14 protein-coding genes are annotated in these 16,691 nt (G+C 64.5%); all 14 read left to right on the top strand.

Going from position 1 to position 16,691, the window contains the following annotated elements; all coding sequences use genetic code 11:
- Nucleotide 1 precedes the first annotated feature (1 nt).
- Nucleotides 2-2,011, top strand: a complete 2,010-nt coding sequence (locus tag EGT50_RS12495; protein WP_127954995.1) for an acetyl/propionyl/methylcrotonyl-CoA carboxylase subunit alpha — start codon at nucleotides 2-4, stop codon at nucleotides 2,009-2,011.
- Nucleotides 2,008-3,171 carry an acyl-CoA dehydrogenase family protein gene (locus EGT50_RS12490; protein ID WP_127954994.1) on the top strand — a complete coding sequence of 388 codons (1,164 nt, stop codon included), beginning with the start codon at nucleotides 2,008-2,010 and terminating at the stop codon, nucleotides 3,169-3,171. Before EGT50_RS12495 ends, EGT50_RS12490 begins: the two co-directional genes overlap by 4 nt.
- Before the next feature lie 11 nt (nucleotides 3,172-3,182).
- Nucleotides 3,183-3,968 carry an enoyl-CoA hydratase family protein gene (locus tag EGT50_RS12485; RefSeq protein ID WP_127954993.1) on the top strand — a complete coding sequence of 262 codons (786 nt, stop codon included), beginning with the start codon at nucleotides 3,183-3,185 and terminating at the stop codon, nucleotides 3,966-3,968.
- 417 nt (nucleotides 3,969-4,385) lie between these two features.
- Complete coding sequence (locus EGT50_RS12480) at nucleotides 4,386-5,015, top strand: TetR/AcrR family transcriptional regulator (protein ID WP_164873405.1); 630 nt, start codon at nucleotides 4,386-4,388, stop codon at nucleotides 5,013-5,015.
- A 33-nt stretch (nucleotides 5,016-5,048) separates the two neighbouring features.
- Entirely contained in the window at nucleotides 5,049-5,576 is a 528-nt protein-coding gene (locus EGT50_RS12475) for a DUF3558 domain-containing protein (protein ID WP_127955289.1), read from the top strand.
- Between the two features lie 372 nt (nucleotides 5,577-5,948).
- Nucleotides 5,949-6,158, top strand: coding sequence for a hypothetical protein (locus EGT50_RS17260; RefSeq protein ID WP_235870735.1), 210 nt, complete (start codon nucleotides 5,949-5,951; stop codon nucleotides 6,156-6,158).
- Between the two features lie 138 nt (nucleotides 6,159-6,296).
- Nucleotides 6,297-7,067, top strand: coding sequence for a class I SAM-dependent methyltransferase (locus tag EGT50_RS12465; protein ID WP_235870734.1), 771 nt, complete (start codon nucleotides 6,297-6,299; stop codon nucleotides 7,065-7,067).
- 55 nt (nucleotides 7,068-7,122) lie between these two features.
- The gene (locus EGT50_RS12460) at nucleotides 7,123-8,520 is read left to right on the top strand and encodes an amidase (protein WP_127954991.1); all 1,398 of its coding nucleotides are present in this window, start codon (nucleotides 7,123-7,125) and stop codon (nucleotides 8,518-8,520) included.
- 3,289 nt (nucleotides 8,521-11,809) lie between these two features.
- Nucleotides 11,810-12,352 carry a putative immunity protein gene (locus EGT50_RS12455; protein ID WP_127954990.1) on the top strand — a complete coding sequence of 181 codons (543 nt, stop codon included), beginning with the start codon at nucleotides 11,810-11,812 and terminating at the stop codon, nucleotides 12,350-12,352.
- Between the two features lie 143 nt (nucleotides 12,353-12,495).
- Nucleotides 12,496-12,678 (top strand): hypothetical protein, encoded by a 183-nt coding sequence (locus EGT50_RS12450; protein WP_127954989.1) that lies wholly within the window; start codon nucleotides 12,496-12,498, stop codon nucleotides 12,676-12,678.
- Between the two features lie 16 nt (nucleotides 12,679-12,694).
- Nucleotides 12,695-13,255, top strand: coding sequence for a DUF3558 domain-containing protein (locus EGT50_RS12445; RefSeq protein WP_127955287.1), 561 nt, complete (start codon nucleotides 12,695-12,697; stop codon nucleotides 13,253-13,255).
- A gap of 328 nt (nucleotides 13,256-13,583) precedes the next feature.
- Nucleotides 13,584-13,958, top strand: coding sequence for a 30S ribosomal protein S12 (rpsL, locus tag EGT50_RS12440; protein ID WP_127915634.1), 375 nt, complete (start codon nucleotides 13,584-13,586; stop codon nucleotides 13,956-13,958).
- Nucleotides 13,958-14,428 (top strand): 30S ribosomal protein S7, encoded by a 471-nt coding sequence (rpsG, locus tag EGT50_RS12435; RefSeq protein ID WP_127947799.1) that lies wholly within the window; start codon nucleotides 13,958-13,960, stop codon nucleotides 14,426-14,428. The genes rpsL and rpsG overlap by 1 nt, the downstream gene beginning before the upstream one ends.
- A 157-nt stretch (nucleotides 14,429-14,585) precedes the next feature.
- Nucleotides 14,586-16,688: an elongation factor G gene (gene fusA / locus EGT50_RS12430; RefSeq protein ID WP_127954988.1), complete on the top strand. Its 2,103-nt coding sequence runs from the start codon at nucleotides 14,586-14,588 to the stop codon at nucleotides 16,686-16,688.
- Nucleotides 16,689-16,691 lie beyond the last annotated feature (3 nt).

The raw sequence follows: 16,691 nt of genomic DNA, 5'->3' as shown, positions 1-16,691 counted from the left end.
CGTGAGCAATTCAGACATCACTTCCGTTCTGGTCGCCAACCGCGGCGAGATCGCCCGCCGGGTCTTCGCGACGTGCCGCCGCTCGGGCGTCGGAACCGTAGCCGTGTTCTCCGACCCGGACGCCGACAGCCCACACATCGCCGACGCGGACGCGGCGGTCCGACTGCCGGGTGCGGTCCCCGCCGATACGTACCTACGGGCCGACGCGATCATCGCTGCGGCCAAGGCATCCGGAGCCGACTCGATCCATCCCGGATATGGATTCCTCTCGGAGAATGCCGATTTCGCTCAGGCCGTTCAGGCCGCCGGGTTGACGTGGATCGGGCCGCCCGCCAAGGCGATCGAGCTGATGGGCTCGAAGGTCGAGTCCAAGCGCATCATGGCCGAGGCCGGTGTTCCGGTTCTCGCGGAACTCGATCCCGACGCAGTGACCGAGGCCGACCTGCCGGTGCTGGTCAAGGCATCCGCCGGTGGTGGCGGCCGCGGCATGCGCGTCGTGCGCGATCTGTCGAAACTGTCTCACGAGATCGACGCGGCCCGCCGCGAAGCGCAGTCCGCGTTCGGTGATCCGACGGTGTTCTGCGAGCGCTACCTCGAGACGGGACGTCACATCGAGGTCCAGGTGATGGCCGACCAGCACGGCACGGTGTGGGCCGTCGGGGAGCGCGAGTGCTCGATCCAACGTCGGCACCAGAAGGTGGTCGAGGAAGCACCGTCGCCACTCGTCGAGCGGCTTCCGGCCATGCGTGCCAAGCTGTTCGAGGCTGCGCGGCTCGCGGCCGGGGCCATCGAATACCAGGGAGCCGGAACCGTCGAATTCCTCGCCGACGAACAGGGTGACTTCTTCTTCCTCGAGATGAACACCCGCCTCCAGGTGGAGCACCCGGTCACCGAGTGCACCACCGGACTCGACCTCGTGGAGTTGCAGCTTCAGATCGCCGGTGGTGCCGAGCTGCCGGCCGAGCCACCGGCATTTCGAGGACATTCGATCGAGGTCCGCCTCTACGCCGAGGACCCCGCACATGGCTGGCGCCCCCAGAGCGGAACCGTCGAACGCATCGAAATTCCCGGCAACGTAGCCGAATTCGAGATCCTCGACCGGACCGGTGTGCGTCTGGACTCGGGCGTCGAGGACGGCTCGGTAGTAAGCGTCTTCTACGACCCGATGCTCGCCAAGGTCATTTCCTACGCGCCCACTCGCGCACAGGCCGCGCAGGTCCTCGCGTCGGCGCTGACCCGCACCCGCCTGCACGGGTTGCAGACCAATCGCGACCTGCTCGTGAACGTCCTGCGGCATCCGGCGTTCCTGGCTGGCGACACGGACACCGCGTTCTTCGACACCCACGGGCTCGACGTCCTGTCGCGTCCGCTTGCCGACGCGACCGCCGAGTCGTTGTCCGCGTTGGCCGCCGCTCTTGCCGACGCCGCCGCCAACCGAGCTGTCGCCCCCGTCGTCGGTGGACTGCCGAGCGGCTGGCGGAACCTGCCGTCGCAGCCACAGATCAAGCGGTACAGCGGTATTCACGGCGATCACGACATTCGCTACCTGCTGACCCGATCGGGGATGCGAGCCGAGGACTTCGAGGACGTTTCACTGATCTCGTCTGCGCCCGATCGAGTCGTGCTGGACCTCGCCGGAGTGCGGCGTCAGTTCGACGTCTCCAACTACGGCGACGTAGTGTGCATCGACTCGCCGCTCGGTCCGGTGACGCTCACGGCGGTTCCCCGGTTCGTCGACCCGGCGACGTCCGTCGCCGAGGGCTCGCTGTTGGCACCCATGCCCGGCGCGGTCATCCGCCTGGGTGCCGCACAAGGGGACCTGGTCGAGGTCGGTCAGCCGATTCTGTGGCTCGAGGCGATGAAGATGGAGCACACCGTGAAGGCGCCGACGTCGGGTGTGCTTGCCGAACTACCTGTCGTCGTCGGCCAGCAGGTCGACGTAGGGTCTGTCCTGGCAGTTGTGGAAGTCCCCGCGTCGAACGAGGCACGGGCAGAAGGAGAGAGAGCATGAGCAGCTTCATTGAGACGGAGGAACAGAAGGACTTGCGGGCGGCGGTGTCCAAGCTCGCAACGCGCTTCAACTACGTCGACTACGTCCTGCCGAAGGCGCGCAAGGGCGAGCCGCTGACCGAACTGTGGAACGAGGCCGGCAAGCTCGGCTTCCTCGGGGTGAACATCTCGGAGGAGTACGGCGGCGGGGGAGCGGGCATCTACGAGCTCGCGCTCGTGCAAGAGGAACTCTCCGCGCAGGGCGCCGGGCTGCTGCTCGTCGTGGTTTCGCCCGCGATCTGCGGCAGCATCATCGGCAAATACGGCACCGACGCCCAGAAGCAGGAGTGGCTCACCGGGCTGGCGGACGGCTCGAAGATCATGGCGTTCGCCATCACCGAACCCGACGCGGGCTCGAACTCGCACCAGATCACCACGACGGCCCGACGCGACGGCGAGGACTGGATCCTCCGGGGCAACAAGGTCTTCATCTCCGGTGTCGACCAGGCAGATGCCGTCCTCGTGGTCGCACGCACCGAAGACCACAAGACCGGCAAGCTGAAGCCGGCGCTGTTCATCGTCCCCACCGACTCCGAGAACCTCGTCTCGACGCCGATGGAGATGGACATCGTCGAACCCGATCACCAGTTCACCCTCTTCCTCGACGACGTGCGGCTTCCGGCGGATGCCCTCGTCGGTTCCGAGGATGCGGCGCTGATGCAGCTGTTCGCCGGCTTGAACCCCGAACGGATCCTGGGTTCGGCGATGGCGATCGGGATGGGGCGATGGGCCCTCGAGGCGGCAGCGAAGTACGCGAAGGAGCGCACGGTGTGGAAGGCGCCGATCGGCGCGCACCAGGGCATCGCGCATCCGCTCGCGCAGTGCAAGATCGAACTCGACCTGGCGAAGCTGATGATGCAGAAGGCAGCAGCCCTCTACGACAGCGGCGATGACTTCGGGGCCGCCGAGGCCGCGAACATGGCGAAGTACGCAGCAGGCGAGGCCTCGATCAAGGCTCTCGACCAGGCGATCCAGACGCACGGCGGTGGCGGACTGACCAAGGAGTACGGCCTGTCGGCAATGCTCGGAGCTGCCCGCATCGGGCGGATCGCACCGGTGAGCCGCGAGATGATCCTCAACTTCGTTGCCCAGCATTCGCTGGGTCTGCCGAAGTCCTACTAGAGGCAGGGAAGATGACCGATCGTCTGGTTCGCTACGAGGTCGCAGACGGCGTGGCGACTCTGACCCTCGACTCACCGCACAATCGCAATGCGATCTCGACCAGGCTCGTCGAGCAGTTGCGGCAAGGGTTGGCAGACGCGGCGACCGACGCTGCGGTCCGGGCTGTCGTGCTGACCCATACCGGTGGCACGTTCTGTGCGGGTGCGGACCTGTCGGAGGCGAGTGCCGCGACACACTCGACCCCGGAAGGACTCGCCGCCGAACGTACCAAGCAAATGACTGACTTGCTCCGAGCAATCGTCGAGTTGCCGAAGCCGGTGATCGGACGGATCGACGGACACGTCCGGGCCGGCGGTATGGGACTGGTGGGCGCGTGCGACCTGGTCGTCGCCGGGCCTGAGAGCACGTTCGCGCTCACGGAGGTGCGTCTCGGGCTCGCAGCGTCCATCATCTCGCTGACCGTCATCCCGAGGCTCACACCCCGCGCCGCTGGGCGCTACTTCCTCACCGGGGAGAAGTTCGGTCCGCGCGAGGCTGAGGCGATCGGGCTCATCAGTCAGGCCGTCGGGGATTCGAGTGAGGCGGTACGCGAGTTGGCCGCAACGTTGCGGGCGTGTTCACCGCAGGGGCTGGCTGAATCGAAGAAGCTCACAACCATGCGGATGCTGGCCGACTTCGACAACTACGCGAAAGTGCTGGCGGAGCAGTCGGCGGGGTTGTTCGGGTCGGAGGAAGCCATCGAGGGAATGTCGGCGTTCCTACAGAAGCGATCACCGAGGTGGGCGGTCGACAGCTGAGACGCGTCGACAGCTGAGACGAGTGCGGGGCCTGTTCCGATACCGGAACAGGCCCCGCACCCTTGGAGGCTCGATCAGATAGCCGCGAGCGAGCCAGCGATGAAGCTAAGGCCAGCGAGGACGTCACTCATGCCCTCCGCGAAGTCAGCAACTTCTCCGAGGGTGGGGATTTCGGCAGCAGAACCCATAATCTTGCTCCTGTGAGGTGATGTGGTGTGATGGGGCTAAGACGGACGTCCCTTCCCGACACCTTTTGTAATAGGTTTGAGATGCATCCGCAATCGTCATGTGGGCGGGATCACCTCATTTTGCACACTGTTAACCTGCGGAATGTCGGCTGTTCGCTCAGGGGGTAGGCAGCCGCAGCGGATGTGACCACGGGAACGTGGAGAAGACACCGGAGAGGAGGACGACCGAGTGATGCGCGCACCACAACAGGACCGGAGCCGCGTGACCCGGCAGCGGCTCCTCGAAGCGACCCTCGACAGTCTGGTCGAGTTCGGTTGGTCGGCTACCACGGTAGCCGTGGTCGCTCAGCGTGCGGGTGTCTCGCGCGGGGCGGCGCAGCATCATTTCCCTACCCGTGAGGATCTCATCACCGCGGCGCTCGAGTTCATGTTCGACGGCCGCATGGAACAGGCGCGCCGCGAGGTCACCGAACTGCCTGAAGGGGACGGGCGAACCGAGGCGGTGGTTAGCCGGCTCGTCGACTACTACACGGGAACGCTGTTCAAAGCCGCACTGCAGGTATGGACCGCGGCGGCCGCCGACCCCGAACTACGGGCGCGCATCCTTCCGCTCGAGGAGCGGTTCGGCCGGGTTGCCCACCGCGCCGCCGTCGAGAGCCTCGGCGTCGACGACTCGGACCCCGCCGTCCGGCGGCTCGTGCAGGCCACCCTCGACCTCGCTCGCGGTCTCGGGCTCGCCGATATCCTGACCGACGACTCGCGCCGCCGCACCGAGATCGTTCGGTGCTGGGCGGCTCAGCTCGACGCCGCGCTGGGATCGCTCGGAACGTCGAAATCACCCGCGTCCCCCGCGCTCTGACAGGTACGGTTCGTCTCCGTGTCGCGCAGGCGGGTGGGCGTCCCAGCGGGTGTCCTAGTGTGCGTCTCCGTGCTCGTCGGCTGCGGTGCCACCGACGTCGACGCCGAGGCCGATGCGGCCACGACCGCCACCGCCGATGTACAGGGTTCCGGTCCGTTCGTCGGGGAATGCGGTTCGGTCACCGACGGGGAGGTAGCCGCGGCATTCGGCGTCTCAGGGTTCGCGACCGTGATCCGCAATTCAGTGGGCTGCGAGTGGCAGATGTCGGCGCAAGGCAGCCAGGGCGCTCCGCACGTGTCGTTTTCCTGGTACCGGGGCAGTCCGATCGGACGCGAGCGGGCCGGGAGCGAACTGATCGGCCGTCCGGCAACGGACATCGAGATAGGCGGCCAACCCGGGTTCGTCGCCTCCAGTTCGAGCCGGCTGTGCGAACTTGGTGTCCAGTTCGATGACGATTTCGTGCACTGGTCGATCGCGTACGCCGGCCAGATTCCGACGGCCGATCCCTGTGAAGCAGCCCGACGGCTCGCGGAACTGACCGTGGCGAGGGCCGTGCCGTGAGCGGGTCGGGAAGCAAGACCGAGTGAGAACGGCGTAGAGGGACAGGGAGTGAGAAGGATGTCGGGGTGCGCAATCGCGTCGGCGGTTACCTGGCGTGTGGACAGGACTGCTCCGCGCCCGCCGCACACGCTCGGCTCGGTCAACTCGAAGAGAATATAGTGATACCGCGGACGACTATCGGTTCGGCGCCAAAGTGTGCACGCTCCGGACGGAAAGCGTTACCGCGAAGTCTATTTCGTCTTCTTCCCCGGTGTGTGGCGCCATGGCGCCTGGACCACGATCACCGAAAGGGGCGCCGTTCCAATGCACGGGAAATCTGATTCCATCTGAACCGCCACGGAATCCGAATGGGAAGTGCGGACACTTTCCACGTTGGACAAGATTCCAGAGATCGCGGACGCGTTGGTGGTCGGCGTGGATCTTGCGGACGGCGCACATTGGATGCCGCTCGTCGCGGTTCTGTTGGGCGGCACGGAACTAGCCGAAGGCCTGAAAGACCGGATTCGCGGGCAGATTCGCGAGCGGGTGTCTCCCCGGCATCTGGTTCGCTCCCGTCCGCCGCCACTAATGGTTCGGGCCTAGCTCGTTCGACCAGACAAGCGCTTCCAAAGAGGTCGTGTGAGAACTTGCTCTGCTGGCATCAAGACGTGACAGCGCACCGCGCGTAAACTCTCGGAGAGACTGTCGCGTGCTGCGGGGATGCGTGCCCGACGCGGCCGCATGACAACCATGGGGGGCAGCATGGTCACCGACTACAACGAAGGCCTCATCGCCGAGAAGTACGAGAAGACCAAGACCTTTCCTGTCCGATCCCGAATCGAGGCGTATTCGTTCCTGAAGCACGTCGGCGACGTGAAGGGCAAAAAGGTTCTCGATGTCGCGTGCGGTTCCGGGGATTTCACCCGAATCTTGCGCCGGGCCGGTGCGGCCCCCATGGTGGGGCTAGACATTTCCGAGAAAATGATCGGCCTGGCCCGAAAACAGGAGGAGCGGGAGCCGCTGGGCATCGAATACATCGTTGCCGACGCCCGCTCGGTTGTGCCGCAACAGGATTTCGACGTCGCGGTCGCCGCTTACCTGCTGATGTACGCGCGAGACCGCGACGAACTTGGGCGCATGTGTCGCGGATTGGCGTGCCGCGTCAAGTCGGGAGGACGGTTCGTCACCATCACCACCAATCCGGACTTGTACTCGTTTGGGCAGGTGCCCAACTACCGCAAGTACGGATTCGAGATAGAGCTGGCCGAGTCCGTGTTCGAGGGAGCACCGATCCAGTTGACGGCACTCCTGGGTGATTCCCCCCTTGTCATCGACAACTACTACCTGCCGATCGACGCGTACGAATCAGCTTTCCGTGATGCTGGCTTCCGTGATTTCGCGGTGCACATGCCCGAACTGTCGCCCGCGCCCGAGGCCGGCGACGAAGGCGACTACTGGGACGACTACCTGAACTATCCACCCGCGGTCGTCATGGAGTGTGTCCGGGAGTGACGCGGTACGGCACCTGCCCATAGCTGCGCGATAGTGAGGTAGTGGGGGTGAGGAAATGGAAGAAATCGATCTGTGCTACGCCTCGATCTCCGATCTTTCCCGGGACTTCGGCAGCGGGGCATTGTCGCCAGTTGAGGTGACCCGAGCCCACTTGGAGCGTATCGATCGGCTCAACCCTGATCTCGAGGCCTACCTGACGGTCTTGGCCGAGAGTGCTCTCGCCGACGCACAGCGAGCCGAGGAGGAGCTCTCCCGCGGCGAACACCGGGGACCCCTTCACGGCATTCCGATTGGCGTGAAGGACCTTGTCTACACAGAGGGCATTCCGACCACCGCTGGTATGTCAATCCACCGAAACTTCATACCCGCCTTCGACGCAACGGTCGTTTCTCGCCTGCGTCGTGCCGGAGCAGTGCTGCTCGGGAAGCTGAACCTGTGCGAGGCTGCCGGAGGCGAGTACCACCCCGACTTTCCGGCGGTTGTGAACCCGTGGAACGCGAGCTACTGGGCCGGAGCGTCCTCCAGCGGCTCAGCCGTCGCGACCGCAGCCGGGATGTGTACGGCCAGCCTCGGTAGCGACACAGGCGGCTCGATCCGCACCCCGAGCACCATGAACGCAGTCACCGGCATCAAGCCGACATGGGGACGCGTCAGCGTCCATGGCGTGTTCGCGATGGCGCCGTCGCTGGACACTGTCGGGCCGATGGCGCGAAGCGCCGAGGACGCCTACCACGTGCTGCGAGCCATCGCCGGGCCCGACGTGAACGATCCGACCGCCGTCAGAGCGGAGGTGCCCGACTACGCCGTGGCTCCGTCGGACATGCAAGGAATCCGGATCGGGTTCGACCCCACGGCTACGTTCGACGTGGTCGAGCCACCGGTGGCGGAGGTTTTTCGCGATGCGCTGGCAACGTTCGAGAGCCTGGGCGCGGACGTTTGCCAGGTGTCGCTGCCGTCCACGATGGGGTTGGCAGCCGGATGGGGCGCTTACGCGGGGCCAGAGGCGGCAGTCGTGCACGAAGAGACGTTTCCGTCGCGGGCCGGAGAGTACGGTCGGTGGATACGGGAGCTCCTGGGTTCCGCGTACGCAGTGTCGGGCATAGATATAGCCCGTATCGAAGACGAGAGGCGAGTCTTCTCGGGCACGTTCGAGGCACACTTCGAGGATCTTGACCTAGTTGTTCTTCCTGTCCTGCCCGTGGCGGACTTGACGCTCGATCGCTTCGCACAGCTGCTGTACAGCTCCGACGACCTGCCGAACGTCTTCCGGTACACCGCCCCGTTCAACTTTTCCGGAAATCCGACGATCACCCTGCCGGGCGGCTTCGACGGCGCCGGCGTGCCGATCGGCTTTCAACTCGTGGCGCGCCACCTCGACGAGCTCCTCCTGGCCAGAGCGGGAAGCGCCTTCCAGAGTGCAACCGACTGGCATCTTCGGCGCCCCCCTGTCTGAGCCGGTAGATGAGTCGTTGCTGCTGGGTCGACGCCGCCTTCGCAGAGGCGAAACTCGCCGGTGAGACCGACGGGGACGCGACTGCCGCCGCCATCGACACTATGGATGCGGCGGCAGATCACCTGACAGCCGACTTCTGTTGGTCAGATTGCGTGTGGGGATGCGCGTGATCTCGACTGCGAACCGGCCGTCGGGCGTCTCTGTAACCCTGGCCCCTGACGCGCGAACCAAACTTCCGAATAGCCACTGCCCTCAATCGGTGTTGCTGCGCTCCGTTCGAAGCACGGGACCGCAGCTCACCTGCAGGGGAGCCCAAATGTGCACTCCTCCAACAGAACACCTATAGTCCAATACGGGGTCCGATCACGAACGACGTCCACTCCTCCAATGCAACGTCCAGCACACGATTGACAAATGTGTTGTAGATCACAGTCCACTTCCTGTTCCGAGGAGAGCGAGAGGCGGGGGCGCGCTTGCGCGCGCCGTACTGCGGACTGTCGCGCTGCCCTCAATCGCTATCGCTGCGCTACGCTCGAAGCGCGAGACCACAGCTCACGGACAGTAGAGCCCACGGTCGTCGATCGCACACGTGCGAATGGCCGGTCCAAACATCAACTTCTGCAACAGAACACCCAGCCGTCAACCTCCTTCTCGAGTCAACCGGGGAGAGTGCGAGGCGGGGGCCTGTCACACTGGCCCTCAATCGGTGTTGCTGCGCTCCGTTCGACCCGGGGACCGCAGCTCGCTGGCAGGGGAGCCCAAACGTGCAGTCCTCCAACGGAACATCTAGAACGCGAATGGCAGAGATAATCCAATGCGGGGCCCGAACGCAAGCGTCCACACCTCCAATGGAACGTCTAGCACACGATTGATGAATATGTAATTCATAGTCCACTTCTTTCTCCGAGAGGAGTGAGAGGCGGGGGGCACGCTTGCGCGCCGCACCGCGTCCTGTCACGCCGCCTTCAATCGGTGTTGCTGCGCTCCGTTCGAAGCGCGGGACCGCAGCTCACCAGGTAGAGAGCTGAAACGTGCACTCCTCGAACACAACACCTAGCACACGACATATCCACTGTCGTTGATAGCGCACGGGGTCCGCGCAAACGTCCACTCCTCCAACAGAACACCTAGCACACGATTGGCAGAGAGAATCCAAGTCACCGTCCGTCCACCTCCTTCTAGAGTCAATCTTGGGGAGTAAGAGGCCGGGGCGTGCTCACGCGCGCCGCACCGCGGCCTGTCACGCTGCCCTCGATCGGTGTTGCTGCGCTCTGTTCGAGATGCGCGACCGTAGCTCACTAACAGGGGAGCCCGACATTGGGATTACAGTGTTGGGCCCGTCCAAACATCCACTCCTCCAACAGAACACCCAGCACACGACCAATAAGAAGATCCACGGTCAACCTCCTTCTTGAGTCAACCTTGGGGAGCGAGGGGCGAGGGGGCGCGCTTGCGCGTGGCGCTCCGCGGCCTTTCACGCTGCCCTCGATCGGTGTCGCTGCGCTCCGCTCGAAACCCGGGACCGCAGCTCACCAGCTAGAGAGAAAGTAGTCGCCTTACAGAGAGAGACGAGGTCCGTACACAAACGTCCACTCCTCCAATGCAACGCCAAGCACACGATTCAAGAAAAAAATGCAACACATAGTCCACCTCCTTTTCGAGTCAACCGGGGGGAGCGAGAGGCGGGGGCCTGTCACACTGGCCCTCAATCGGTGTTGCTGCGCTCCGTTCGAAACGCCGGACCGCAGCTCGCTGGCAGGGGAGCCCAAACGTGCAGTCCTCCAACGGAACACCTAGAACGCGAATGGTAGAGAAAGTCCAATGGTGTCGCGCCCGGTGGCAACCGGGCCGATCGCAAGCGTCCACACCTCCGATGGAACGTCTAGCACGCGATTGATGAATATGTAATTCATAGTCCACTTCCTTCTCGAGTCAACCTTGTGAACACCAAGAACAACAAATAAGAATCTCCACAGTCCACCTCCTTTCCGAGTCAACCGGGCAGAGCGAGGCACGGGGGCCTGTCGCCCTGCCCTCAATCGGTGTTGGCGCGCTCCGTTCGAGGCGCGGGGCCGCAGCTCAACTGCAGGAGACCCCAAATGTGCACTCCGCCAACAGAATACCTAGCACATGATTGATTGGGGAACGATAAGACGGTCGCTGTACGCGGAAAGATGAGGTCCGGACACTAACGTCCACTCCTCCGATGCAACGCCTAGCGCATGATTGATGATAATAGACTCGTTCACAGTCCACCTCCTTCTCGGGTCAACCGGGGGAGCGTGAAGCGGGGCTCGCTTGTGTGCGCCGCTCCGCGGCCTGTCACGCCGCCCCTAATCGGTGTGCTGCGCTCCCTAATCGGTGTGCTGCGCTCCGCTCGAGATGCGATCCCGCAGCTCACCGGTAAGGGAGGCGAAACATGCACTCCCCCAACACAACAACTAGAACGCGACCAAAATTGGGAACACGGTACTCACCGCCAGCTTCCTCGAAGCCAACCGGGAGGAGCGAGAGGTGGGGCGCGCTTGCGCGCGCCGCATCACGGCCTGTCACGCTGCCTTGGACCGGTGGCGCCGCTGCGATCCTCTCGAAATGCGAGACCACAGCTCACCAGCTAGAGGGCCGAAAGGTACACTCCTCCAACACAACACCTAGTGCACGGCTAAGATTGGGGCACGGTATTCACCGCCAGCTTCCTCGACGCCAACCGAGGGGAGCCAGAGGCGGGGGCGCGCTTGCGTGCGCCGCGCCACGGCCCGTCACAATGCCCTCAACCCGTCCCAAAAACATGCCGCCATGATACCCCGGGACACCCAAAGCGTAAATAGCCCAAACATGGACCGTAACAACCACACTCAGTTCGACGACCACCCTCCGAGAACGGCGGACCCGGTCCGCTCTGCGGCCGACTCGGCTTCCGCTTCCTTGGACTTGCGATCAGCCTTGCGCAGGCTTCGTGGGGACGCGGTTCGGGATCGGTCGACTCCTGGAACCGGTGCCCGAGCCGAACCGGCGGCCAGTTCATATTCCCGCTCCACAGGCAAGCGAACCCCGGACTGCCAGCTTCGAATACCAAGCCGAACAAACCAATCGAGCTCGGAGTCAGTTTCCCGAGACCCTGATCGCGGCGATGCTTCTATCGGGCCTGGTTGCTCCAATGGAGTGGCGAAAACGTTGCTCCACACCGACAGCGCAACCTAGCGGTCTGGAACGCCGACCGTCTCAATGCCGGGGCCTGCGTGAACCATCGCGTCCGCAGGCGGGTGGGGGTACATGGGAAGCTTCGGCTATGACGACCAGGTCCGGCGACTTCGAGCTGACCATCGAGGAACTGCGCGCTGTCGCACGCTACGTGGCGGAAAGCGCTCAGGAAGTCCTACCGGTGTTCGAGGCCGTGAGTCCTGATGATCCTCGGCCCCGCGCCGCCATCGATGCTGCGTGGGAGTTCGTGAACGGCGCGAGAAGGACCGAGCTGCAGCGCGTAGCTTCGGTGGACGCACACCGAGCTGCGAAGGAGGCACCCACCGAGGCTGCGCGTCTCGCTGCACGCTGCGCTGGCGATGCGGCGTCCGCTGCCTACCTTCACCCGATCGCCAAGGCCCACCAGGTCGGTCACATCCTGCGCGCTGCGGCAAGTGCAGCGCGCATCGCCGAGTTGAACGCAGGCGACGATCACGCTGTCGGGAACGAGCTGGTCGCGCAGGCTCGGCAGCGCGCCACACCGACGTTGGCTGATGTACTCAGCCGCTATCCCCTGGCGCCGGCTGGCAAGGGTCGCCTCGCGCAGCTCATGAGCTCGCTCGACGCTTCTCTCCGCGCAGTGAGTGAGTAGGGGTTTCTTCGCCGGTAGCACTTGCTTGGAGGAGCAGCATCGGGGCGCCTCGCTGTGTGATGGTCGTCCGGGGCGACGCCCCGATACCGCGATCGGTGGGGGGATCAGCCAGCTCGCGACGACTCTGGGGAAGGATGTTGTCCATGGCGACCGGTCCGCAGTTGATGCCAACCGAACCTGAGGTACCTCAGGCGGCGTTCCCCGATTTCAACGCGTTCGTCTCACAGCGCCACGGCGATATCGGGTTGGGGCGCCCCGCGGCCCCGGCGTCACAGGGCCAGCACGCGACCATGTCTTCCGCAACGCCGTGCCGACAGGTCGGGTGAGGGCGTGCCAGTCAGAATGATCGGTAGGGACGAACAGCGGGCGCGAGTCTCGTCCATCGCAACCGCCGCGGCCGCGACTATCGGTGTCCTCGTCCTTACCGGGTGTGCAGCGACGGTCCCGGGCGCTCCGAGGCCTGAGGGCGCGGCTACGCCGGGGACGTCGTCGAGGTATGCGGCGCTGCTCACCGAATGCGATGCCGTCGATTCTGATCAGATAGCCCACGCGGTCGGTGGGGGAGCGATCGACCGGGGGTTCTTCGGTGCGATCTGTCGCTGGTCGGTGGCAGGACCGGCCGGTCCGGTTCGTGTGACGTTCAACTGGTTCGAGACCGGTTCGCTCGCTGTCGAGCGCGAAACCTCGCACCGTCTGGGCTACGCGGTCGAGGATGTGAGCGTCGACGGCCGGCGCGCGGTGCTTTCGCGGCAACCGCAGGACCCCGGCACGTGTGGGATCGCTTCGGGCGCACCGGACTCGGGCGTGATCGGCTGGTGGGTGCAGTATCAGGCCGCGGAACATCCCGATCCCTGTGAGGCAGCGGCCACGCTGGTGAAACTGACGCTCGAGCTGAGCGCCTGACCCCCCGGCCGCTTTGACCTCGAATGGAGCCGTTAGGTATTGTTGGGGGTCGTGTCCGACCACCGGGGTCGCTCCACAGGCATTGCTCCGGTGCGCCCGGGCCGATTTGTGTGCCTATGCCGGGGCATCGCCGTGCGCGCGTTTCTGTGTTCTGCAGGTACGAGCATCCGGTTGCCTGTGTGGGGGTACGCGACACGCCCGACCTCGTGTGCACGCGAGGGGCGGGTGCGGGGCAGCAGCGTTCTTGTCCCAACCGATGGATCCCTAATTTCAGAACAGCCAAGGTTGCTCATGTGAGCAGTCTGGAAACAACGAAGAAAGCCGGTACATGCCAACCATCAATCAGTTGGTCCGTAAGGGCCGCCGCGACAAGGCCGCCAAGGTCAAGACCGCGGCCCTGAAGGGCAGCCCGCAGCGTCGTGGCGTGTGCACTCGCGTGTACACCACCACCCCCAAGAAGCCGAACTCCGCGCTGCGGAAGGTCGCCCGTGTGCGCCTGACCAGCTCCGTCGAGGTTACCGCTTACATCCCGGGTGAGGGCCACAACCTGCAGGAGCACTCGATGGTGCTCGTCCGCGGCGGCCGTGTCAAAGACCTCCCGGGCGTGCGCTACAAGATCATCCGCGGCTCGCTCGACACCCAGGGTGTCAAGAACCGCAAGCAGGCCCGCAGCCGCTACGGCGCCAAGAAGGAGAAGAGCTGATGCCACGTAAGGGCCCCGCTCCCAAGCGCCCGCTGGTCGCCGATCCGGTCTACGGTTCGCCGCTGGTCACCCAGCTCGTCAACAAGATCCTGCTGGACGGTAAGAAGTCGACTGCCGAGCGTATCGTTTACGGTGCACTCGAGCAGGCTCGTGAGAAGACCGGCACCGATCCGGTCGTCACCCTCAAGCGCGCGCTCGACAACGTCAAGCCCGCCCTCGAGGTGCGCAGCCGCCGCGTCGGTGGTGCCACATATCAGGTGCCGGTCGAGGTTCGTCCGGGCCGGTCCACCACGCTGGCCCTGCGTTGGCTGGTCACCTTCTCGCGCCAGCGTCGCGAGAAGACGATGGTCGAGCGTCTCGCGAACGAGCTCCTCGATGCGAGCAACGGCCTGGGCGCTTCCGTGAAGCGTCGCGAGGACACCCACAAGATGGCTGAAGCCAACAGGGCGTTCGCGCACTACCGCTGGTGATAGTGCGCCAGGCCGGGGGCCTGACGGGTACGAGACCGTTGCGAACTCCCGGCCTGGCGTCGTCACTACTGTGTCGGTTCCGTCACGGGCCGGCTGACAACGACAAGAGACGTGGCCCCGGAAGGGCCGACACGATTTACGAGCGGGGAAGAATCCTGTGGCACAGGAAGTGCTGACCGACCTGAACAAGGTCCGCAACATCGGCATCATGGCGCACATCGATGCCGGTAAGACCACCACGACCGAGCGCATCCTCTACTACACCGGTGTCAACTACAAGATCGGTGAGACCCACGACGGCGCGTCGACGACGGACTGGATGGAGCAGGAGAAGGAGCGGGGTATCACCATTACCTCCGCCGCTGTCACCTGTTTCTGGAACAAGAACCAGATCAACATCATCGACACCCCCGGTCACGTCGATTTCACGGTTGAGGTCGAGCGCTCGCTCCGCGTCCTCGATGGCGCTGTCGCTGTCTTCGACGGCAAGGAAGGCGTCGAGCCCCAGTCCGAGCAGGTCTGGCGGCAGGCCGCCAAGTACGACGTTCCGCGTATCTGCTTCGTCAACAAGATGGACAAGATGGGCGCGGACTTCTACTTCACGGTGCAGACCATCATCGACCGCCTCGGTGCGAAGCCGCTGGTCCTGCAGTTGCCCATCGGTGCTGAGGACGCCTTCGACGGCGTCGTCGACCTGGTCGAGATGAAGGCCATCACCTGGCGCGGCACCGTCGCGATCGGCGCGGAGCCGACCATCGAGGAGATCCCGGCGGACCTGGCCGACAAGGCGGCCGAGTACCGCGAGAAGCTGCTCGAGACGGTCGCCGAGTCCGACGAAGTTCTCATGGAGAAGTACTTCGGCGGCGAGGAACTCACCGTCGAGGAGATCAAGGGCGCGATCCGCAAGTTGACGGTCGCCTCCGAGCTTTACCCGGTGCTGTGTGGCTCCGCGTTCAAGAACAAGGGTGTCCAGCCCATGCTCGACGCGGTCATCGACTACCTGCCGAACCCGCTCGACATCGGTGAGGTCCACGGCCACGCCGTGAACAACGAGGACGAGGCGCTGACCCGCAAGCCGAGCAAGGACGAGCCCTTCTCGGCTCTGGCCTTCAAGATTGCGGCACACCCGTTCTTCGGCAAGCTCACCTTTGTGCGCGTCTACTCGGGTCGTGTCGAGCCGGGTGCCCAGGTGCTCAACGCCACCAAGGGCAAGAAGGAGCGCATCGGCAAGCTCTTCCAGATGCACGCCAACAAGGAGAACCCGGTCGACGAGGCCGTCGCCGGCCACATCTACGCCATGATCGGCCTGAAGGACACCACAACCGGTGACACCCTGTGCGACCAGGCGAACCCGGTCGTGCTCGAGTCGATGACGTTCCCGGACCCGGTCATCCAGGTCTCCATCGAGCCCAAGACCAAGTCCGACCAGGAGAAGCTGGGTACCGCGATCCAGAAGCTCGCGGAAGAGGACCCGACGTTCTCGGTCGAGCTGGACGAGGAGACCGGCCAGACCGTCATCGGCGGCATGGGCGAGCTGCACCTCGACATCCTCGTCGACCGTATGCGCCGCGAGTTCAAGGTCGAGGCCAACGTCGGCAAGCCGCAGGTCGCCTACCGCGAGACCATCACCAAGCCGGTCGAGAAGCACGAGTTCACGCACAAGAAGCAGACCGGTGGTTCCGGACAGTTCGCGAAGGTGATCATCGCCCTCGAGCCGTTCGTCGGCGAGGACGGCGCGAGCTACGAGTTCGAGAACAAGGTCACCGGTGGCCGCGTACCCAGGGAATACATCCCGTCGGTCGACGCTGGTGCCCAGGACGCGATGCAGTACGGCGTTCTTGCCGGCTACCCGCTCGTGAACATGAAGCTGACTCTGCTCGACGGCGCATACCACGACGTCGACTCGTCGGAAATGGCCTTCAAGGTCGCCGGTTCGCAGGCGCTCAAGGAAGCCGCTCGCAAGGCCGGCCCGGTCATTCTCGAACCGCTCATGGCTGTCGAGGTCACCACGCCCGAGGACTACATGGGCGAAGTGATCGGCGACCTCAACTCCCGCCGTGGTCAGATCCAGGCCATGGAGGAACGCAGTGGTGCCCGTGTCGTGAAGGCGCTGGTTCCGCTCTCGGAGATGTTCGGCTACATCGGTGACCTGCGGTCGAAGACCCAGGGTCGAGCGAACTTCTCCATGGTGTTCGACTCCTACGCAGAGGTTCCCTCGAACGTCTCGAAGGAGATCATCGCCAAGGCGACCGGCGAGTAACCT

The organism is Rhodococcus xishaensis, assembly GCF_004011825.1.
Lineage (GTDB): Bacteria > Actinomycetota > Actinomycetes > Mycobacteriales > Mycobacteriaceae > Prescottella > Prescottella xishaensis.
The sequence above is the reverse complement of the archived record's forward strand: the minus strand, read 5'-3'. Positions and strand labels throughout refer to the sequence as shown.